Annotated in this window: 25 protein-coding genes; 14 read left to right on the top strand and 11 right to left on the bottom strand. The window is 34.8% G+C overall.

Features of this window, described 5'->3' with window-relative positions; genetic code table 11:
- Positions 1–34: 34 nt before the first annotated feature.
- Positions 35–1,864 carry a hypothetical protein gene (locus tag ACX119_RS03075; protein ID WP_459351670.1) on the bottom strand — a complete coding sequence of 610 codons (1,830 nt, stop codon included), beginning with the start codon at positions 1,862–1,864 and terminating at the stop codon, positions 35–37.
- 282 nt (positions 1,865–2,146) lie between these two features.
- Between ACX119_RS03075 and ACX119_RS03070 the strand changes: the two genes are divergently transcribed.
- The 5 genes from ACX119_RS03070 to ACX119_RS03050 are packed head-to-tail and all read left to right on the top strand — an operon-like array spanning position 2,147 to position 6,278.
- On the top strand, positions 2,147–3,283 hold the full coding sequence (locus ACX119_RS03070) for an NAD(P)/FAD-dependent oxidoreductase (protein ID WP_459351669.1): 1,137 nt from the start codon (positions 2,147–2,149) through the stop codon (positions 3,281–3,283).
- A gap of 29 nt (positions 3,284–3,312) precedes the next feature.
- The gene (locus tag ACX119_RS03065) at positions 3,313–3,516 is read left to right on the top strand and encodes a zinc finger domain-containing protein (RefSeq protein WP_459351668.1); all 204 of its coding nucleotides are present in this window, start codon (positions 3,313–3,315) and stop codon (positions 3,514–3,516) included.
- Between the two features lie 4 nt (positions 3,517–3,520).
- Entirely contained in the window at positions 3,521–3,802 is a 282-nt protein-coding gene (locus ACX119_RS03060; RefSeq protein ID WP_459351667.1) for an elongation factor 1-beta, read from the top strand.
- A gap of 8 nt (positions 3,803–3,810) precedes the next feature.
- A complete protein-coding gene (locus ACX119_RS03055) occupies positions 3,811–5,979 on the top strand; it encodes a CDC48 family AAA ATPase (RefSeq protein WP_459351666.1) in 2,169 nt (722 codons plus the stop codon).
- A 2-nt stretch (positions 5,980–5,981) separates the two neighbouring features.
- A complete protein-coding gene (locus ACX119_RS03050; RefSeq protein WP_459351665.1) occupies positions 5,982–6,278 on the top strand; it encodes a hypothetical protein in 297 nt (98 codons plus the stop codon).
- A gap of 3 nt (positions 6,279–6,281) precedes the next feature.
- Here the strand turns inward: ACX119_RS03050 and ACX119_RS03045 are convergent, their stop codons facing one another.
- Positions 6,282–7,169, bottom strand: coding sequence for a heme o synthase (locus ACX119_RS03045; protein ID WP_459351664.1), 888 nt, complete (start codon positions 7,167–7,169; stop codon positions 6,282–6,284).
- A gap of 98 nt (positions 7,170–7,267) precedes the next feature.
- On the opposite strand from ACX119_RS03045, the gene ACX119_RS03040 reads away from it, so the two are divergent.
- From ACX119_RS03040 to ACX119_RS03030, 3 genes are all read left to right on the top strand, one after another.
- Complete coding sequence (locus ACX119_RS03040) at positions 7,268–8,359, top strand: cupredoxin domain-containing protein (protein WP_459351663.1); 1,092 nt, start codon at positions 7,268–7,270, stop codon at positions 8,357–8,359.
- A gap of 2 nt (positions 8,360–8,361) precedes the next feature.
- Positions 8,362–8,763: a M67 family metallopeptidase gene (locus ACX119_RS03035; protein WP_459351662.1), complete on the top strand. Its 402-nt coding sequence runs from the start codon at positions 8,362–8,364 to the stop codon at positions 8,761–8,763.
- Positions 8,764–8,902: 139 nt separating this feature from the next.
- On the top strand, positions 8,903–9,415 hold the full coding sequence (locus tag ACX119_RS03030) for a hypothetical protein (protein ID WP_459351661.1): 513 nt from the start codon (positions 8,903–8,905) through the stop codon (positions 9,413–9,415).
- 8 nt (positions 9,416–9,423) lie between these two features.
- On the opposite strand, the gene ACX119_RS03025 is transcribed toward ACX119_RS03030, so the two are convergent.
- On the bottom strand, positions 9,424–9,810 hold the full coding sequence (locus ACX119_RS03025; RefSeq protein WP_459351660.1) for a cyclophilin-like fold protein: 387 nt from the start codon (positions 9,808–9,810) through the stop codon (positions 9,424–9,426).
- Positions 9,811–9,859: 49 nt separating this feature from the next.
- On the opposite strand from ACX119_RS03025, the gene ACX119_RS03020 reads away from it, so the two are divergent.
- On the top strand, positions 9,860–10,117 hold the full coding sequence (locus tag ACX119_RS03020; RefSeq protein WP_459351659.1) for a DUF2024 family protein: 258 nt from the start codon (positions 9,860–9,862) through the stop codon (positions 10,115–10,117).
- Between the two features lie 51 nt (positions 10,118–10,168).
- Positions 10,169–10,357 carry a hypothetical protein gene (locus ACX119_RS03015; protein WP_459351658.1) on the top strand — a complete coding sequence of 63 codons (189 nt, stop codon included), beginning with the start codon at positions 10,169–10,171 and terminating at the stop codon, positions 10,355–10,357.
- Here ACX119_RS03015 and ACX119_RS03010 read toward each other — a convergent pair.
- The 4 genes from ACX119_RS03010 to ACX119_RS02995 form a co-directional block, all read right to left on the bottom strand.
- The gene (locus ACX119_RS03010) at positions 10,354–12,393 is read right to left on the bottom strand and encodes a sodium-translocating pyrophosphatase (RefSeq protein WP_459351657.1); all 2,040 of its coding nucleotides are present in this window, start codon (positions 12,391–12,393) and stop codon (positions 10,354–10,356) included. The genes ACX119_RS03015 and ACX119_RS03010 overlap by 4 nt on opposite strands.
- A 36-nt stretch (positions 12,394–12,429) precedes the next feature.
- Positions 12,430–12,807 carry a hypothetical protein gene (locus ACX119_RS03005; protein ID WP_297592900.1) on the bottom strand — a complete coding sequence of 126 codons (378 nt, stop codon included), beginning with the start codon at positions 12,805–12,807 and terminating at the stop codon, positions 12,430–12,432.
- Between the two features lie 153 nt (positions 12,808–12,960).
- The gene (locus tag ACX119_RS03000) at positions 12,961–13,455 is read right to left on the bottom strand and encodes a GTP-dependent dephospho-CoA kinase family protein (protein WP_459351656.1); all 495 of its coding nucleotides are present in this window, start codon (positions 13,453–13,455) and stop codon (positions 12,961–12,963) included.
- An 11-nt stretch (positions 13,456–13,466) separates the two neighbouring features.
- Complete coding sequence (locus tag ACX119_RS02995) at positions 13,467–14,576, bottom strand: Mrp/NBP35 family ATP-binding protein (RefSeq protein ID WP_459351655.1); 1,110 nt, start codon at positions 14,574–14,576, stop codon at positions 13,467–13,469.
- A gap of 148 nt (positions 14,577–14,724) precedes the next feature.
- On the opposite strand from ACX119_RS02995, the gene ACX119_RS02990 reads away from it, so the two are divergent.
- From ACX119_RS02990 to nadC, 3 genes are read left to right on the top strand one after another with little or no spacing between them, the layout of a single operon-like run.
- The gene (locus tag ACX119_RS02990) at positions 14,725–15,315 is read left to right on the top strand and encodes a DNA-directed RNA polymerase (RefSeq protein WP_297592904.1); all 591 of its coding nucleotides are present in this window, start codon (positions 14,725–14,727) and stop codon (positions 15,313–15,315) included.
- A 1-nt stretch (position 15,316) separates the two neighbouring features.
- Complete coding sequence (gene spt4 / locus ACX119_RS02985) at positions 15,317–15,505, top strand: transcription elongation factor subunit Spt4 (RefSeq protein WP_297592905.1); 189 nt, start codon at positions 15,317–15,319, stop codon at positions 15,503–15,505.
- 45 nt (positions 15,506–15,550) lie between these two features.
- Positions 15,551–16,366: a carboxylating nicotinate-nucleotide diphosphorylase gene (gene nadC, locus ACX119_RS02980; protein WP_459351654.1), complete on the top strand. Its 816-nt coding sequence runs from the start codon at positions 15,551–15,553 to the stop codon at positions 16,364–16,366.
- On the opposite strand, the gene ACX119_RS02975 is transcribed toward nadC, so the two are convergent.
- The 4 genes from ACX119_RS02975 to ACX119_RS02960 all read right to left on the bottom strand — a co-directional run bounded on the left by ACX119_RS02975 (position 16,363) and on the right by ACX119_RS02960 (position 19,242).
- Positions 16,363–16,755, bottom strand: coding sequence for a tetratricopeptide repeat protein (locus ACX119_RS02975; RefSeq protein WP_459351653.1), 393 nt, complete (start codon positions 16,753–16,755; stop codon positions 16,363–16,365). The genes nadC and ACX119_RS02975 overlap by 4 nt on opposite strands.
- A gap of 15 nt (positions 16,756–16,770) precedes the next feature.
- Entirely contained in the window at positions 16,771–17,727 is a 957-nt protein-coding gene (nadA, locus tag ACX119_RS02970) for a quinolinate synthase NadA (RefSeq protein ID WP_459351652.1), read from the bottom strand.
- A gap of 94 nt (positions 17,728–17,821) precedes the next feature.
- Complete coding sequence (locus ACX119_RS02965; RefSeq protein WP_459351651.1) at positions 17,822–18,640, bottom strand: aspartate dehydrogenase; 819 nt, start codon at positions 18,638–18,640, stop codon at positions 17,822–17,824.
- 23 nt (positions 18,641–18,663) lie between these two features.
- Positions 18,664–19,242 carry a PEFG-CTERM sorting domain-containing protein gene (locus ACX119_RS02960; RefSeq protein WP_459351650.1) on the bottom strand — a complete coding sequence of 193 codons (579 nt, stop codon included), beginning with the start codon at positions 19,240–19,242 and terminating at the stop codon, positions 18,664–18,666.
- A gap of 113 nt (positions 19,243–19,355) precedes the next feature.
- On the opposite strand from ACX119_RS02960, the gene ACX119_RS02955 reads away from it, so the two are divergent.
- A complete protein-coding gene (locus ACX119_RS02955) occupies positions 19,356–20,339 on the top strand; it encodes a hypothetical protein (RefSeq protein WP_459351649.1) in 984 nt (327 codons plus the stop codon).
- Positions 20,340–20,451: the final 112 nt, after the last annotated feature.

Here is a 20,451-nt window from a genome sequence, read left to right as displayed (position 1 = left end):
AAAAAGGGAAAAATTTGAAAAATTAAGCTATTTTTTAATCATTTACCTTGCCAGGATAATACAAGCTAAACATTTTTTGTAAGGATTCTGATGCCTTTTGGCTTTCAAAAGTCATAGTACTGTTCAATGAAGATGTAATTCGTTCTGTTGGAACAGGTAAATCATAATAGAATATGTCATCTATTTCTTCAAATGGATCATCAGTACACTTTGGACACATCTCTTCGAGCATACTTTCTGCCAGTAGAATTTCATAATCCTTTGCAATAACAAAATGAACAAGATCTCTCTTTAGAAGGGTTATCTCAGATATATCATTCAGATAATTGTCTTTCATTGTATGTTTAATTGCCCATATCTTTTCAGAATTTACCAATTCTGGATCAGTTTTTTTCATAGCAACATAGTCTCGTTCCCATATTCCTTTATCAAAAGTCCAAGTATTTCCATTTTGATCAACGGATTTGTTCTTGCCAGTTTCAGTTAAAGAAAAGATCTTTCCTTTGTAAATTCCAGTGTACTTCATTGGATCATTAAGAGAATCACCAATTACTTGAAATCCATGATTAAAGTAATTTTGCCAAGCGTTTCTATCATGATCCCAGATATTCGTTGATACCATGTTAAACTCAAGTGGAGCTCTAAACGTAAAGTAAAAAACAATATCAAAGCATACATTGTCAATCAATTCACAATCTACATTTTGAGATTCAACTCTAACATTATCCAAAACATTGTAAGGATCAATTAGAGATATTTTTTCAGTTCCATCAAATGATCTGTCCCAGTTAATTATCGCTTCACTATCATTGAATGATTCACCTTCTCCTAAACCAAATGCTAAACCAACATGTGCAATATTATCAGGACCGGAGTTTTCAAATAACCTTAGAGAAATAGAATTTTCTTCACCAACATATGCAGTGATTAATGGGTATAGTGTATAATACAAATCAACATCAGAGAAGTTATCATTAAATGCAAAGCCATCACTTACAACTCTTTTATTATTTTTATCAATTCCAAGAGTAGGAGGAGTACAATCACCACCACATGAACCTTGAGAACCAGACGTAGAAACTAATGAAACAATGCACGATGTGCCACAAGACTGGATTAAAATGGCACTCATACTGTATAGACCAGCTTCTTTTACATCCCAACTCATCGGATCAAGGCCTGCAGAACCGGATTGGACTGAAATGCCCATTCTAAAATTACCACCCAAAAAAGGAAATTGTGTTTGGTGTGTTGAATTTTGGTTTGCACCTTTTACTGAAGCAGTGGAAATAGTTGGTGAAAGCTTATTTCCAGAAAAGAGATCAACTACCAGATCAGTCGATTTAACATTAGTGATAGGGAGAGAAATTAAAGGGCCAGAAGTTACATTTTTTGTTGCAATCGATTTAACAGGAGCTGTTTGATTAACCCCTGAAAATACAAGAGCTGACGCAGTGGCAGGGGCAATTGCAACAGTTCCAGTAGTTACAAACCCTTGTGGTTGTGAAAATGTAATAACTACATTACATGGCCCAGCAACTTCTGTTGCATAAAAAAATTCGTTTCTAGTTTGATTTGCACCTTGTGAGATAGACCCAGGTACAGTTTGTAATGTTTTAGCACCACAGGTCACACTTGAAACAATGGTATCAGGTCGAACATCAAAATTACCAAGTGTTACACCAACAAGAAGTAGATCAGTTTTGGAAGAGCTAATGCTGACATTATTAATTTGCATCGTGGCATTTTCACCTGAAGTAGGTATTTTCTTTGGTGCTGTTAGAGGAAATTTTGAATCAAGTGTAGGAGTAGCATATGCTAAATCTATCTGAAAAATCAGTAATGGTGTTAGAAATAAAACCAATAAAATACATCCAAGTTTAAAAAAAGTCAAAGTTCACCAATCCAAAAAGTAAATTTCATAGGCAGTACTAACAAATCTCGAAGGGAACTATTTTTCATACGTTATTCACATAAGATTTAATTTCTTTAGTTAAAAACCAAGTATGAATATCCCAAATTTGGGAATAGAGTTTTTAGAGAAAATTAAAACTTATTTTTAGAAAATTAGGATCACCTAAAGAATGATTTTAAAAAGACCGAAAAAATTGATGAAGTTAATTAACAGCTTTAGAAAAAAAATAACATGTATTACGATGTGGTTATTGCGGGAGGAAGTGTTGCAGGGCTAGTTTGTGCAAGAGAGATTGCTGCAAACAAAAATACTGTTCTAGTAATTGAAGAAGATTATGAGATCGGTACTCCTGAACACTGTGGTGGACTAGTTAGCATTTCAGGATTAGAAGAATTAGGTATAATTCCATTTAGAAAAACTTTTGATCATATGATAGAGTCAGCAGAAATCATGGCCCCAAACGGCACTAGTTTTACAATTAACTCAGAGAATCAAAAAGTAGTAGAGATTAGCAGACGAGAGTTAGATAAGCAATTGGCTTTTCAAGCTCAAAAAAATGGAGCTGTAATCAAAGTTAGAACATCATTTCAAGAAATAACTGATTCAGGAATTAGAACAAATGAAGAAAATATTGATTGTAAGATTTTTGTTGATGCAAGAGGAGTGTCATCACTAATTCACAAAGACAGGACAGGAATTTTATCATCAGCCCAATACGAGATTTATGCAGATTGGATAAAAAAAGGCAAAGTCCAAGTAATCTTTGATCAAAAAAGATTCCCAGGATTCTTTGCATGGGTCATTCCATCAGGAGATGGAAAAGGCAAAGTCGGAGTTGCAGGAAAAGCAATCAATGTAGCTGAAACAATTGAAAAGGTATTAGAAGAAAGAGGGAATTACTCGACTATTAGAAAGATTTTTGCGCCAATCTGGATAAAGGGACCAATTAAAAAGTTCATTGACGGAAAAACCATAATCATAGGTGATGCTGCAGGTCAAGCAAAGCCAACTACAGCAGGGGGAATATACACAAGTGGTATGGGAGGAGTGTTATCAGGAAAAGCAATATCAAAGTATCTTAAAACAAACAATCCAAAAGACCTAGAATCATATCAAAAACAATGGTTAGATAAATTTGGAAAAGAGTTTGAAAAACAATTACTTGCAAGAAAAATTCTAGAGAGATTAGACAATGATACAATAAACAAACTATTTGATTCAATCACACCCGAAATAATTCAGGACATTTCACAAAAAGATGATTTTGATTTTCACACAGGATCAATTATCAAATTACTAGGGATCAAAAATTCTATTAAAACAGCTCAAGTCCTAATTGGTGGAGAGTTAAAAAAATTACTTAGTTAAAACGTGCGCAATTTCTAAGGAAGGTATAAATGATGTTTTTGGAAATTTGTGGTATGTCATCTACTATATCATTACCATCATGTAGTTGTTGCCACAGACATATTATGCCTAATGATAAATGTGTAAAATTCAACTGCCCCAATTGCGGCGAAGACTTAATCTGGAGATGTCAGAGTTGTAGAGAGGCAGCAAGAAACTATACGTGCTCATCATGTAACGTTTTGGGGCCATAGAAAAATGACACAATTATTACTAGTTACAAAAATTTTACCTGAAGGAACTGAAGTGGATCTTGATAAATTGGCTGAAACAATCAAGTCATCACTAAAAGAAGGAATCTCAATGAAGAGACATGCCAAAGAGCCACTGGCTTTTGGATTAGAATTTCTAAAGGCTGAATTTATTTTAGAAGATCAAGAAGGGCAAATGGATTCTCTTGAAGATGCCGTTAGATCAGTTGAGGGTGTAAGTGAATTTGAAGTCCTCAATATGAGTCGCATGTCAGTTGACATGAAATAGGTGATCTTTTGGTACGCAAAGAAGAACCTTTGCAGATGCGAATTGGAGAAGCAAAGCAAAGAGATGTTGGTAAAAAAAGAGCAAGAATAGGTCCAGAAGCTATGGACTTTCTCAAAGTAAGTCCTGGCGATGTTATTGAAGTTATGGGATCACGTTCTAGTTGTGCTGTAGTTTGGCCAGTTGACGAAGATGAAAAATTCCCAGATATTATCAGAGTTGATGGACAGACAAGAAAAAATGTCGGTGCATCACTAAATGATATTGTAAAGATTAGAAAAGTATCTACCAAATTTGCAAAGGCAGTATCATTAACTCCAGTAAATGATTCAGTTACAGTTGATAAAGAATTTACAGACTTTGTAAAGAATCGATTAAAGGGATTACCAATTACCCATGGAGACGAAATTTCTGTAATGATACTAGGTAACTCTATGGATTTTAAAATAACAAAGACCACACCAAAAGGAGTTGTAAAGATTGACCGCACAACAAATCTGAGCATCTCAACTGATAGTGCAGTAGATAGAAAGGTCAGAGTAACATATGAAGAAGTTGGCGGACTAAGACGCGAAGTCAAAGCAATGAGGGAGATTGTAGAGTTGCCACTAAAGCATCCAGAATTGTTTGCAAGATTAGGAGTTGAGCCACACAGTGGAATTTTACTTTATGGACCACCAGGATGTGGAAAGACATTGCTAGCCAAAGTCATGGCAAGTGAATCTGAAGCTAACATGTTTCCAATAAATGGTCCAGAAATAATGAACAAGTATTATGGTGAAACAGAAGCAAAGCTTAGAGAAATTTTCAAGGAAGCAAAAGACAATTCCCCAAGTATAATTTTCATCGATGAGATTGATGCAATTGCCCCAAAGAGAGAAGAAGCATATGGTGATGTAGAGAAAAGAGTTGTAGCACAACTTTTAGCACTAATGGATGGACTAAACGATAGAGGAAATGTAATTGTACTAGGTGCAACTAATAGACCAGACAGTGTCGATCCAGCACTTAGAAGACCAGGAAGATTTGACAGAGAATTTGAGATTTCAGTTCCAAATGAGGACGGAAGACTAGAGATTCTATTTATTCACACCAGAGGAATGCCAATTAGTGATGATGTAGATCTTAAAGACTTGGCAGCAGAGCTTCACGGATACACGGGTGCAGATATCAAATCACTTTGCAGAGAAGCTGCAATGAAATCAATTAGAAGATACCTACCTGAAATTGATCTAGAGACAGAAAAAATTCCATCAGAAGTACTACAGTCAATGCAGATAAAATTAATCGACTTTTATGATGCAATGCAAGAAGTTGTCCCTACTGCAATGAGGGAGTTTTATGTTGAGAGACCAAAAGTTTGGTGGGATGATGTTGGTGGATTAAATGAGATCAAAAAATCATTAACTGATAATCTAATTGTTGCAATGAAAGAGCCAACAAAGTTTACAAAAATGGGGATAAGACCACCAAAAGGCGCACTAATTTACGGACCACCAGGATGTGGAAAGACATTGTTAGCAAGGGCAGTAGCTACTGAGACGGGAGCCAACATGATACTAGTTAGAGGTCCCGAAATACTCTCAAAGTGGGTAGGAGAATCAGAAAAAGCTGTAAGAGAGATTTTTAGAAAAGCTAAAGCATCATCACCATGTGTGGTAATCTTTGATGAGTTAGACTCACTTGCAAAATACAAATCAGGGGATGGAGGAGTTGGAGAAACAATACTGAGTCAATTACTAACTGAGATTGAAGAAGGCATTTCATCACGGGTTGTAGTAATTGGAATAACAAACAGACCAGATGTTGTAGATAATTCGCTACTAAGAACAGGAAGATTGGATTTAATGCTTTATGTTGCACCACCTGATGAAAAGGGAAGATTAGATATCATCAAGATACTAACTAAAAAGATGCCATTATCAAATGATGTAAAATTGCAAGAGATTGCAGTTGCTACACAGAATTACACTGGTGCAGATTTGGCAGCTCTTTGCAGAGAAGCTGCAGTTCAAGCAATGAGAAATAACAGTGCAAAAATTACCAGTCAAGACTTTGCAAACAGCTTAAAGCAAGTAAAACCATCAATTACATCAGAAGTTGATCAGTGGTACAATACTGTAAGAGAAAGTATATCTAACGTGGTACCAAAGAATGGAGATAAAGCATTTTACGGTTAATCATGGCAATCCCTATTAGAAATTCAGTATTTGACAAGATAAAAGAAGCAGGTTCACTGACTGATGTTGAGCTTTACAAGATACTAACTAAAGAGGGATTTTTAATTCCAGAAGATAAATTCAACAAAATACTCTTAGATTTAGAGATTCTAGGATTAATCAAAGTATCTTGGATTACAAAAGATGAGCGTAGAATTGAAGTTTATGTTGTTGAAAAAGAAGTTGATGATGTAGACGAGCAAAATAAAGAAATGATGGAAAAAGATTATGAAGCAAGTTTTCCAGGATTTGAAAAATAAATCCTAAATTAGAGGAATATGAAAAGCAGCATCTAATGCAACGGCTACAAAAATTATAGTCAAGTATGGTGCTGTAACCTTGTATGCTTTCCATGCAAACTCTGATGTAGGAGTCTTTGTTAATTTGTAATGGTACACTAGCATCAATCCTCCAGAAATGGCAGCAATTACAGTATACACAACGCCCATTCCATCTGGAATAAAAGACAATATCAAAGAGTACGGGATTAAAATTATAGTATTTCCTAAAATGTACTTTGATGTCTTTTGCATTCCAATAACAACAGGAAGCATTGGAACTTGTGCTTGTGCATACTCATCTTTAATTTTCATTGCAAGACACCAAAAGTGAGATGGAGTCCAAACAAATACCAAAAAGCCAACTAAGAATCCCAACAAATCCATACTACCAGTAGCTGCAGACCACCCAGCCCATGCAGCAGCACTTCCGGCAATACCACCAATTACAATATTTGATGTATTGAGTCGTTTGAGCCAAATTGTATAAATTACAACATAAGAAAATATTCCAACTGCAATAAAGAATGCAGATACTGCATTTAATGCAAAGAATCCATAAATTACAGAAATACAACTTACAACTAAACCATATATCATTACTTGAGATGCGGCCATCCTACCAGAGGGGATTGGTCTAGTACTGGTTCTCTTCATTTTAGGATCAATGTCTTTATCATAATAGTGATTAAGTGCACTAGATCCTGCTGATGCCAATGCACCTGCAACTATAATGTGCAGATATGACCAATACTCTAGATCAGGAGTACCTGGAACTAGTTTACTTGCGGCATACATTGATGTTACAGCAGTAATTACTAGGAGAACAACAATTCGAGGTTTGGATATCTCCATTATTTCTTTAAATCCCAATCTCACTCTATCCTATCTCAAAGCCATTTAATTTCTTCGTCTAGAGATCCACAGTATTTCAAAAGGAATAAGTATCTCAGGCCTACCAGCTAATTTGAATGAGTAATTGGGACCTCATGATGCCGGGGATGGGATTAACAGCCATAGGCTTAGCTGGTGTCACCATATCATATGCAGGAATTGCACACACGTTCATCGACGGAATGCATGCCCTAACAGGACTAACAATGTTTGTAGGTCTGATCTTTTTGGCAGCAGGGATACTAGATGGGGGAATTTCAACCAGTAATAGAGCAAAGGCTACGACTTTGGTAATTCTATCAATTGCTCTAGGTTTTGGAATGTATGCATTTACTATGAATACATCAAACTATACAGTCACCATTGCAGGAATTTTAATGGCCATAGCATTTCCAGCAATAATTATCGCATATCTTGCAATGAAGCATCCAACTTTCCTCAAACCGATAGGATCAATTGTAGGAATTGCAGCAGCTACTGGAATTATCATGTGGGTTGCATTTGGATTTGTTTCACCAGATACATACATGATTCCTCAACAAGTAGGAACGGAAGAACCAGTCGAAGAGATGGAGCCAACAGGACCAATATTTGCAATTACTATTTTAGAAGACTCTGCAACAGAAGGAAATCCAGATTATGATCCAGACGTAGCAGTTGTACCGCAAGGTCATATTGTTGAATGGACAAATGTTGACGCAGTTCCACATACAGTTACTAGTTCAGTTGACTTTGGAGAAACATTTGATTCAAGTTTGATTGATGCAGGCGGAGTCTATAACCTTGACACAGCAGATTTGCAAGCAGGAGAGTATGAATATTTCTGCATTGTACATCCTTGGATGATTGCAACGCTAATCATTGAAGCACCAAAAGAACCAATCAAAGTATTGATTCCAGAAGGAGCAGCAGTTCCTGCTGATGATCAAATATACTATGATCCAGAAATTATTGACGTTAAAGTTGGAGATACAATAGTGTGGGATAATCTAGATAACACAGTACATACTGTTACTTCAGGTAACCCAGATTCAGGTCCAAATGGAAACTTTGATTCAGAAATGCTAGATGCAGGTGAACAATACGAATTTACATTTACATCTACAGGAGTAGAGGATTACTATTGCATATTCCATCCATGGATGGTTGGAACTGTTAACGTAGAATAGATTTGAAAAAAATTACATTAACAGATTCTCAGAAACAAATTCTACTAGAGCATGCTGAAAAAGAAAAACCAAACGAGTCTTGTGCCATATTATTTGGAAATGAAAATGATCAAAATACCACGGTTAAAGAGATTTTTCTTACCAAAAACATAGAAGAATCACCAGTAAACTTTACCATTTCAAATGATCAGTTAATTGAGGGGTATAACTTGGCTGAGCAAAAAAATTTGGATGTTGTTGCAATTTTTCACTCACATCCTAATTCAATTGCATATCCATCAGAGACAGATAAGAAATTCATGTATAGCAATCCAGTAGTATGGATAATTTATTCAGGAAAATCAATGGAATTCAAAGCATTTGTTTTAGATGAAGACATTCAAGAAATTCAAATTCAAGCCTGAGAAATTCATAATTTCTTAGATAATTGTCTGTGGGAAAACAAACACACAGAAAAATTTGGTTTGTACGTAAAATAACATACTCGTAATTATGTAATTTTTTAAAAAAATAAAATTTGTGTTCAAGATTGCAATAATCTTCATGTTAGGATTCATAGTATCAACTCAGCTTGCATATGGTAGTGCGGTAATGCCAGGCGAAGAAGATACAATTTACTGTCAATTATGCATAGATAAAGTAATAAAAAAATCAGATAACAAAGCATTCAATCTAAAGGGGTTTGATTTTAGTGGAAATGATATGAGAAAATATCCTGATTGGATAAATTGGGTACCAGCAGAAAATGAAATTAGAGAAGTAAAATCAGCTCTAGAGACAAAAATTGAAAAAGACACAGGAACATCCCATGGATTATCAAGGGATCATATATTTTTCAAAGTACTAATGAAAGCAGAAGAAGGTGAAGCTATAGAAAAAATCAATTTAGAAAAAATCAGAAATGATGATTTTTACAAATCAGATAATTTTCATACAATTTACTTGTATGAGCAAGAAAAATCTACAGAAACACTAAACCAAGAAATTCTAATTCAGAGCCAACGAGCTGAAGATGTACTTCAAAATATTCTCAGCATTAGAAACGACAGATACTAATTTTTCAATTATTTTTTTCTAAATGTTGCAGTTTTTCCATCGGCAATGTTTAGAACAGATTTATCAGGAGTGATTATTTTCCCAATTACATTTACTGGTGATGCAGGAGTGATCTCACCTTTTTTACCAATAGGTGTTGGACCAAAAAATAAACAGATTGCCTTTCCTGTTGGCCAGTAAGCAACATCATTAAGATCTACAGGAGATTTTGCATTTTCCTCAGCAACAGTGATTGGAGATTCGTTTGTGTATATCTCCTCACCCCAAACATTGAGAGTAAGGGTAAATGGTAATTTAGATAGGAATTGCTTAGCAGTTTTAGGGGAATGGATATCATCTAATTCTAGAATTATGTTTGATGTGTTTGAAATGACAACTTCAATCATTGTTTTCATGGTTTTTGATGATCTTTGAAATAAATATCCCTTTTTTGTTCAATTAATTATGGAAATTCACGTATACGACACTTATGTCAAAGCAAAAGATGGACATACCATGCACTTTGATGTAATAACTGGTGAAAAAGATCACGATAAAGCCTTAGCATATGGCAAAGAGTGGTTACAATCAATTGGTGAAGGAGAGGCAGTAATGACAACTAATGAATGTCAATTCTGTCATTCACAAGGTGCACCAGAGCCTGTAGAACAGGCAATTAAGGAAAAAGGCTACTTTATCCAAAAAATGGAAGGCTGTCCTTAAACTTTTTTCTTTTTCTATAATGTTTTTTAAACAATCAATTACATCGATTTCATGGAAGATCACAAATATTCAAAGTGGACAGTAGAAGGAGACAAAAAGACCAGATGGATTTGCGGTTGTTTTCAAACTGCAGATGATTATTTCAAGTTCTGCGATATTCACAATGAAACCCTAAAGAAGGCAATTCAAGCTCAAGTAGATGAATTAGATATGACTTTAGTAATTGAAGAGAAAACTTAGATTGCAATAATTGCTACAAATGCAGATACAAATACGATTGCAATTGTATTTAGTAATTTAATTACCGTGTTTAGTGCTGGACCTGCTGTATCTTTGTAAGGATCACCAATAATATCACCAACTACTGCTACTTTGTGAACTTCAGAGCCTTTTTCACCTTTCATCTCAACTAGTTTCTTTGCATTATCCCATGCACCACCGGTGTTTGCCAAATGATAAGCCAAAAGAATTCCAGTTGTAACTGAACCCATTAGTAATCCAGCTACGGCAGTTGGACCTAGAAGAATACCCAAAATTATTGGTGCAGTGATTGCCACAATTGCTGGCTTCCATAGTTCTTTAATGGATGCAACTGTTGCAATATCTACACAGTTTGCATAATCAGGCTTTGATTTTCCTGTAAGAATTTCAGGATCTTCTTTGAATTGTCTTCTAACCTCATCTACCATCTTTCCTGCGGCTCTAGACACACCATTGATGAGCTGACCTGTAATGATGAATGGGATTAATCCACCAATGAGTAGTCCTACAATAATTGCAGGGTTTGTTAAACTATAATCTAAATCTAAAACACCTTCAAAGATATGTGCTGCTTCAAACTGAAATGCCTGAATCATGGCAAGAGCAGCTAGTGCAGCACTTGCAATTGCAAATCCTTTGGTTACTGCCTTTGTTGTATTTCCAACGGCATCAATCTCATCTGTGACTTTACGGTTTTCCTCACCCATTCCAGTCATCTCAACTATTCCACCTGCATTATCTGCAATTGGTCCAAATGCATCAATACTTAGAACAATTCCTGCAAGACTCAACATGGCCATTGCAGTGAGTGATGTTCCAAAGATTCCATAGAGTACAGGGTCTGCTCCTTCAGGTGCAGCTGCGGAGGATATAGTGTAAGAGATGATAATTGCAACAACGAGTGCAATCATGAATGGTCCAGTTGATTGCATTCCTTTGATAATTCCCATTAAAGTAAGTGATGCATATCCCCATTTTGCAGAGTCTGCAATTTCTTTGACAGGACCATGTTTGTAACTTGTGTAATAGTCAGTAATCTTCTGAATGATTGGAACTAGAATAACACCAATAACAGTTGTACCAAATAATGCATATCCTGCATCAGATTTTTCAATGAATTGGGTAATGAATACAAAGTTTAATGCAATTGCAATTGCGGCAGACACATAAAATGAGCGATTAAGTGGTTTCATAACATCTGTAATATTCTTAGAACCAACAATTACAACACCAATAATTGATGCAATCATTCCAGAAGAACCAATAAGAATTGGATAAAGGAAATAGTTTGGTGCACCAATTAATGCTGCAATTAGCAATGCAGCAAGGATTGTAACAATATAAGACTCGTAAACATCAGAACCCATTCCAGCAGCATCACCTACATTATCACCCACGTTATCTGCAATTGTTGCAGGGTTTCTAGGATCATCTTCAGGAATGTTTGCCTCTACTTTTCCAACCAAGTCAGCACCCATGTCTGCTGCTTTTGTAAAAATACCACCGCCAATTCTAATGAACAGTGCAATCAGACTTGCCCCAATTCCCACACCTGCAATTGTAATTGGATCTGGATAAATTAGATAAAGACCAGTAATAGCTAATAATGCCATTGCAGGAACTGCAAGACCAACAGTTGCTCCACCTCTAAAGGCCATGGCAAATGTTTTGCCTAGTCCACTTCCACTTAGATTAGCTGCCCTAACAGCAGCCTTTACTGTAATTTTTAATGAAATAACTCCTGCAACTGCAGATAGTGTTGCACCAACTGCAAATGCTATTCCGTTTGAGGGTTGAAGAAATGCTCCAATAATTACCGACAAGGCAATAGCTACTGGGATAATAATTTTCATCTCTCTTTTTAGAAATGCTGCTGCACCTACTCGTACAGCATTTGAAATATCCATCATCTCTTTTGTTCCAGCAGGTTGCTTTGAAATCCAAGCAACCAATCCGCCTGCAACTAAAAATGATGCAATTCCTGCAACAAATGGCAGAATTTCAGATATTTCCATGTTATACTCAGCTTGCCCCTTTCTGGGAAATATAAATCAAATAGCGGAAATTTTGCTTCTTTTTCTGTATGGCAAAAATGATTTTCCTCTAAGTCCTTGTCTTACCAATTTATTGAATCTCTTTCCATGTGCAAGATATGGGAATCTCATATGGATCAGTTCATGAACTATAGTATTCTCCAAAGTTTTCTCATCTGGAATTTTTCGGACATTGATAAAGACTAGATTATGTTGCAAGTAAGATACCCCATAATACTTGTAAGCAGATGTTCTTCTTCCCTCAGTCATTTCTTTTGGAGTGTCTAGTACCTCTTTAGTTGATAATAGAATTTGTGGTTCAGGAATGGAGAAGCGATTAGAATAGATTCCAACTTTTTCTAAAATGGACAATCTAAGCTCAGGATCTAGTTTCACAATATCTTGTAATCGAATCAGTGTTTATCTTCAAATGTCAATTCTTGTGAGAATTTTGGTTGATTTTGATTCTATAAAATAATGAATTAATAGGGTCAGAGGTTTTAGTAGAGTAATCACAAATCATACAGCCACCGTCTCATCATACCCCAATTATTCCATTAAATCAAGAAGTCTTTGTGCTTTATTTCTAATTTCTGTAGTTATTTTAGTTATAACTAGTCCTTCGTTTGGTTGCCCATACATAACTACCGAGTTTTCTGGAGCATAAATACAGACAGGCAATACCAAAAGATCTTCTTCACCATTTACCAAAATTCTAACAGGTGTTTTCATGGAAAAAGATTTTTTGATTACATCAATGCTTTGAGATGTGATTTCAGCTGCAGGGTTATCAATTTGTAATTCAGTGGCATTAGATAATTTTGGAGGTTCTCTTTTCTTACGTTTTTCTTGTCCATCAATTATTTGAAGAGAAGGAATCAAACCAAAATCAATCATCTTCTCAGTGGTTCTATCACCCACTGTAATGAGAAATGAATTTTCAGAGATGAATTTGGAAATATTTTCTTTATCTGCATTAATTTCAGGTAGCAGTATTCCTAGAGGAGTCTTCAGTTGGGCTCTAAGAGAATCAGGAAGTTTCACAGAAATCGCGGCTAGTTTGTACTTGCCTCAGGTGCAGATTCGCCAGAACTTTCAGATTTCATCTCTTCTTGTAGTTTTGATGCAAGAATACTACACTGAGCTGCGATATTTTTTGCACTGGTTCTAAATGCTTGTGCACTTGGAGAATCAGGATTTGTAATCATAATTGGTTTTCCCAAATCAGAGCCAGACATGATTCCAGAGTTTAGTGGAATTTCACCTAAGAAGGGGATTTTAAATTGATCACTGATCTTTTTTGCACCACCATCACCAAAGATGTAGTGTTTATCATTACAATTAGGGCAGATAAAATGACTCATATTTTCTACAACACCAATAATTGGAACATTTAGTTTTTCAAACATTCCAATTGCTTTTACTGCTACATTACTTGCAACATCTTGAGGAGTTGTAACTACAAGAATTCCTGTAATCGGAATTGTTTGTGCTAATGTTAAAGGAATATCACCAGTACCAGGAGGAAGATCAACTATGAGATAATCTAGATCAGACCAATTAGTATCAACTAGGAATTGTTTTAAAATGCCTGAGATTATAGGGCCACGATAAATTGCTGCTTGATGAGATTGTTCTGCAAAAAAGCCAAAAGATACAACCTGCAATCCATTTGATTTTGCAGGTTGAAGTTTATTGTCTTCTACTTCCATAAATCCATCTTTCATTCCAAGCATCAAAGGAATGCTAGGACCATAGATATCTGCATCAAGTAATCCAACTTTAGCTCCAGTTTGAGATAATGCAAGAGCTAAATTCAATGCTACTGTAGATTTTCCTACTCCACCTTTACCACTTGCAACACCAATAATATTTTTCACAGTTGCCATCCCAGTATCAGCATCAAGGGAACGACCTTCCATGACTTTGGCAGTCACATTCATATCAAAATTCTTCAAGTCAGTTAATTCTCCAATTGCCTTTCTAACATCATCTTCAATCTCAACGTTGAAAGGACATGCAGGAGTTGTCAATTCTAAAGTAAATTTGAGGTTTCCATCATTTAGTTCCAAGTCTTTAATCATTCCCATTGAAACGATATCTTTTTTCAAATCAGGATCAATTACAGTACTGAGTTTTTCTATAACTTGGTCAATTCCCACCATTGCGTCAAAAAGCCATTGAACATTATTTAAACATAAGTTACATGACAAAAGAAATTGTCATTTGTTTGAAAAATTACCAAAATCTTTGGAATTTTCAGCCTAAATTACCCAAAGATTCATAAATTGAAATTCAAGAAAAATATCACAGTTGTTTTCTATATCCACCCTAGTTGATGTTGTTAGGATTCCTCCAAGCTTATTTGGAACTACACTCAAAAAGGCAGCAGTAAACATACTCAAAGAAAAGTACGAGAGTATGATTAATGCAGATTTGGGATATATCATTATGATTTTAGACGCTAAAGTTGATGAAATGGGAAAAATGATTGCAGGAGACGGCGGAACATTTCACAAAGTGGAATTTGAAGCACTAACATTCTATCCAAAATTACAAGAAATTGTACAAGGAGAGATCGTAGATATTACAGACTTTGGTGCATTTGTAAGAATCGGTCCAACTGATGCATTACTTCACTTATCTCAAGTAATGGATGATTATCTAAAGAGTGACGTAAAGTCTGGAATGATTTTAGCTAATCAAAGTGGAAGAACACTAAAAGTTGGTTCAACACTCCGTGCAAGAATTACAGCTGTGTCTTTAGGAAAAGCAGCCGCTATGGGCAAGATTGGAATTACTTGCAGACAACCATTCCTTGGTGCTGATGCATGGATTGAAGAAGAGATAAAGAAAGCAGGTGGAGAAGAACCTGCAAAAGAAGCTAAAGTAGAGGCAAGTTAAGATGGCACGAGAGATGGCTTGTAGAAAATGTAAATTTGTTACAACAGGAAAAGTTTGTCCTGTTTGTAAATCATCAGACTTGACACCTGATTGGAATGGAATTGTACTAGTAGTTGATCCAACAAATTCAGAGATATCAAAAACTTTAGGCATCACTCAAAAAGGCAAATATGCAATTAAAGTAACATAAAAAAATTCTAAATCTTTAAAATTATAGATAGATTGTATCAGTGTATTGACATTGAATTCTAAAAAACAATTATCAGGATTTCTAGCTGAAGATATAGGTAAAGGAGACATTACAAGTAAATTACTCTCCAAAAAAAAGATCACAGCCAGAATAATATCAAGAGAGAATGCAATAGTTGCAGGAGTAGAATATGCCAAAGAGATTTTCAGATTAAAAGGATGTAGCGTCACTATATCAAAAATAGACGGTACAAAAATCAAACCCAATCAAACCATTATGAGCATAACAGGAGATGCTGGAAAAATTCTAACATGTGAGAGGACTGCATTGAATTTACTTAGCAGAATGAGTGGAATTGCAACTCAAACAAATGAATTAGTAAAACAAGTTCCAAATAAAACCAAAATTTATGCAACAAGAAAGACAGCACCAGGACTTAGATTTTTTGACAAGGAAGCAGTGGAGATTGGAGGAGGAAAAAAACACAGACTAAAACTAGATGAGATGGTAATGATAAAAGACAATCACATTGCAGTGGAAGGGTCATTGCCTTCATTAATAAAAAAAGCAAAGAAAAAATACAAAAAATTCGAAGTTGAAGTTGAAAGTATTCCAGATGCAGTTCTTGCAGCAAGAGAAGGTGCAACTATTATCATGTTAGATAATTTTCCTCCATCAAAAATTAAAAAAACAATCCAAGTTCTAAAAAACAAAAAATTACGTAGGAAAGTGATGCTTGAAGCATCAGGTGGAATTAATTCAACAAATATTCACAATTATGGAAAAACAGGCGTAGACATCATTTCTGTTGGAAGCATTACAAATTCCGTAAAAGGAATCGATATGAGTTTAGAGATCTAAGGCTCTAGTTGTAACAACAGTTCTGCTACAGATTTATTTTTTGGATCAATCTCTTTAATTTTTTCACAGCATTGAATTGCAGATTTATTTTCATCTAATTTTTGATGAGAATAAGCCTTTAACAACAAGACATCAATATCATAAGATCCAATATCAAGTGCCTTATCAAAGTAAGAGATTGCTGTTCTGTACTTCTTTTTGAGATAATAGATTCCACCCACAGTAAACAAAACATCGTGGTTGTTAGGGACTTTGGCCAAATATTCTGTGCCTGATTTTAGGGCTTGATCATATTTTTTTTCTTTGACCAATTTTTTGAGTTCTTTAATCTTCGCTACATTTTTTTTCTTTTGAGGATCTTTTGGTTCTCGTCTAAACAGTCCAACCAAAGCAATTCACTGAGATTAGCTTATTTCAAGCATTCTATCAATTGCTAAACGAGCTTTGTCTGCAATTTCTTTAGGTACTGTAATGACATTTTTTTCATTTACTAATGCATCATATACTTTCTCAAGGGTAATCATCTTCATGTATTGACATTCAGCCTTATCTGATGCAGGAATGAATGTTTTGCCAGGATTTTGTTGTCTCATCTTATATAAAATTCCAGTTTCAGTTGCAACAACAAAATTCTTTGCTTTAGATTGGCTGACATGATTTAGCATTCCTTCAGTTGAAAGAATTGAGACTTTTTTATCATCATAACTTCCATCTGCAACATCATACATCATTGGAGTAGTACAACTACATTCAGGATGAATAACAAATTCTGCATCTTTTATTGAATCAATTTTCTTAATCACATCTTCAGCTGTAATTCCAGCATGTACATGGCATTCACCAGCCCAAATATACATATTTTTTCTACCAGTAACTTTGGCAACATAAGATCCCAAAAACATATCAGGTAGAAATAAAATTTCTTTGTCATCAGGAATGGCTTTTACAACATTAATGGCATTAGATGAGGTACAACAATAATCAAGTTCTGCTTTAATCTCAGCTGTTGTATTAACATATCCTACTGCAATTGCATCAGGATGTTGTTTCTTCCAATTTCTTAATTCATCAACAGTGATTGAATCAGACAATGAACATCCTGCTTCCAAGTCTGGCAGTAAAACTTTTTTTTCTGGACTAATTATTGCAGCAGTTTCTGCCATAAAGTTAACACCACAAAACAGAATGGTTTTTTGTGATACTGTAGCTGCTTGTCTTGAAAGCCCCAAAGAGTCGCCGGTAAAATCTGCTACGTCTTGAACATCAGGAATTTGGTAATTATGTGCTAAAATTACCACATCTTTTTCCTTCTTGAGCCTCATTATTTCGTCTTTGAGCTTTGATGATTGTTGTACAAGCATGATACATTAAAAATTGGAATTTGAGGGGATTTAAAGAAAGGGAAGATGTCTAGAATTCTCTGAAAACCTATCAAATGTGGCAATTATTGCCATATTACGTTCCAATTTGAATCTCATCAGAGCAATATTTTCTCAATGTTTCAATTGCAGATAATATAGCCAGTCTACTTGTTTTAGGATTGTTTGGATCTGGAAAATTCTCAATAGTAAAAGTCATCATTCCAAATTTCCCTGCAGCTTCAATTTGGTGAGTATTTTTATCAGTATCTGGATCAGCCATGATTTTTACTCTAGTTTTCTCACTTCCAATTCCTGTAAGAGATAGTAATGCTGCAACATTGATGTTTGCAGGAAACAATGACACTGCTTCTTTTGCAGTTCCTTCAAAAATTTTAGTAAGGGTATTAATTTTATCAAGATCAATATTTGAATTTTCAAAAAACTTTGCGCCCTTTAGGGAACGTGGGTGTTTTGTAGAAGTAATTGAAAGAGTATCTAATTCATTTCTCACAGACTTGATGCCATCCAGTCCAGCAATTGCCCCAGAAGGAAGATAGATAGTTTTTTTGAAATCTTTGCATGCGTCATACAAGATATCATAAATGGATTCATCAAGTAATGCCCCAACACTCATGATCATTAAATCACGTTTATTTTGCAGGACACTTAATCCTACATCTTTTACTGCATCTTGTGATGCGGCTTCTACAACAATATCAACAGGATGCGAAGACAATAGATGAGAATTTTCAACAATAATTGGTTTATTTTTTAATTTTTCAACAAGGGATTCAGATGCACTTTTAGAACCATCATATACATGAGTCAGAGTGGCAGGTATTTCTCCTGAATCAATTGCTAGTGCAATTTGTGTTCCAATTGCACCGCATCCCAGTAAACCAATTTTTTTCATGTAATATTGCTAGAATCTATCACTTAATTAATTCTAGTCCAATTTTTTACAAATGAGAATTTTCTTGAAAAATAGACCAATCCAATTATAGATATGGCTAGAATGATAATTGTATATGCGCCAAATTCTGGAATCACCTTTGTTCCAATAATTTCAATATTTTTGGTATCTTCTGAAATAATAAATCCAATTACATAGTCATTAGGGAATTTCATCAAATCATATCTAGTATCAATACCATTAACTAGAACTGTGAATTTTTCACCATCTGCATAAATGAGATCCTCTGGCGCTCTTACCCAAAAATCTGTTTTTTCAGGGACATCTTCCATTACTATTTCAAGAGATTTTCTCTCTTCATTAAGATTCATTGAAGATAAAATTGGGAAAGCTGAATCGGAACCTATCGCGTCAAGACTTCCATGATATCCATAATAGACATCATAAGAGACATCATCAAAAGTAAAAGTCATTTTTTCTGCTTCAAGTTGAGAAATATCAAGGTATTGTGCAAACGCTTCGGGATTAAAGATGTGTTCTGCATAGGCAAATCCCGATATTGGAAGCAATAAAAGTGAAATAAACAACAAATATTGAATCATGCATACAAAATAGTTTTTTTCAAATATAAGGAGAAAGGAAATTCTCAATCATGGTTTTATTGATAACAAATCATACTCAATCTTTTTTTAATTAAAAGAAACAATTACAATTCATGAAAAAAATTCAAAATTTGGTTTTTACATTATTATTTTCACTTTTAATATTTTCAATTGCATTTCCAGCAGATGCCAAACTTGAATCTCCAAAAAAGCAGATAGAATTGGGAATCTCACTAGAAGATGTTCAATGTAGAGAAGGATTAGAGTTAGTAATTCGAACAAATGGATTTCCTGCATGTGTAAAACCAGAAACTGCTGACAGGATGGAAAAAAGAGGCCTAGTTGCCATTCCCTTAAAATTTACTGACCTTGAGCAGAATATTATACCTACAAAAATTGCACAAAAAGAAATCCAAACTGTTCCTGCATCAAATAGATCAATAGTTAACTTTTACATCACTGATCATGATCTCAATGTAGCTCATAATGGAGTTGAGATTGTATCAACAGAAGGGTTGTTTGAGTTTTCAATTAACGGTATTCCAATTAAGGGACCTAAAGAAATGATTGAGACAGGTCCTAACACAGGTCAATTTTATTTAAAGTTAGAATTGCCGGCCACAATTAATGGAAAACCAATTAGTCAAGATGATGTTATAGTGATAAAATATTTGGATGAATCAGATTATTCAGGAGAAAAAAGAACACTAATCAAATCAATTCCTCTTAGTACAACATATGCTAATTTCCAATCAAGTGGAGGTTCACGAATTGGGCATGAGTTCACACTTAGGATTTATGAGCCGGATGCAAATAGAGATTCAAAAAATGAAGACAAAATTCCCCTTAGTGAATTTGAGTTTAAAATGAAAGGAGGTATTAAAACAACACTTGCAAATCCCAAATTTGATGCAAATAGAAGTTTCCTAGTCGAAACAGGTCCTAACACAAGTACATTTGAAGTTCAAATAAAGATCCCTAGAGAGATAGACGGTAAAGTAATTCACATTGGGAATACTTATGAAATAAAATACATTGATAGAACCACACCTTCTGGAGATAATGAAAAAATTGTTCTCAGAGGTAAGATTGGCTAGATTGTTTTGATGGATCAGTTTTGTCAAGGTTTGATATAACCTAAAGATTTTATTCAAATAAACGAAGTATTGTTGTGCTCAATACTGTTTACAAGGATGCAATTATCAATAG

The organism is Nitrosopumilus sp. S4 (assembly GCF_054515835.1).
The sequence above is the reverse complement of the archived record's forward strand: the minus strand, read 5'-3'. Positions and strand labels throughout refer to the sequence as shown.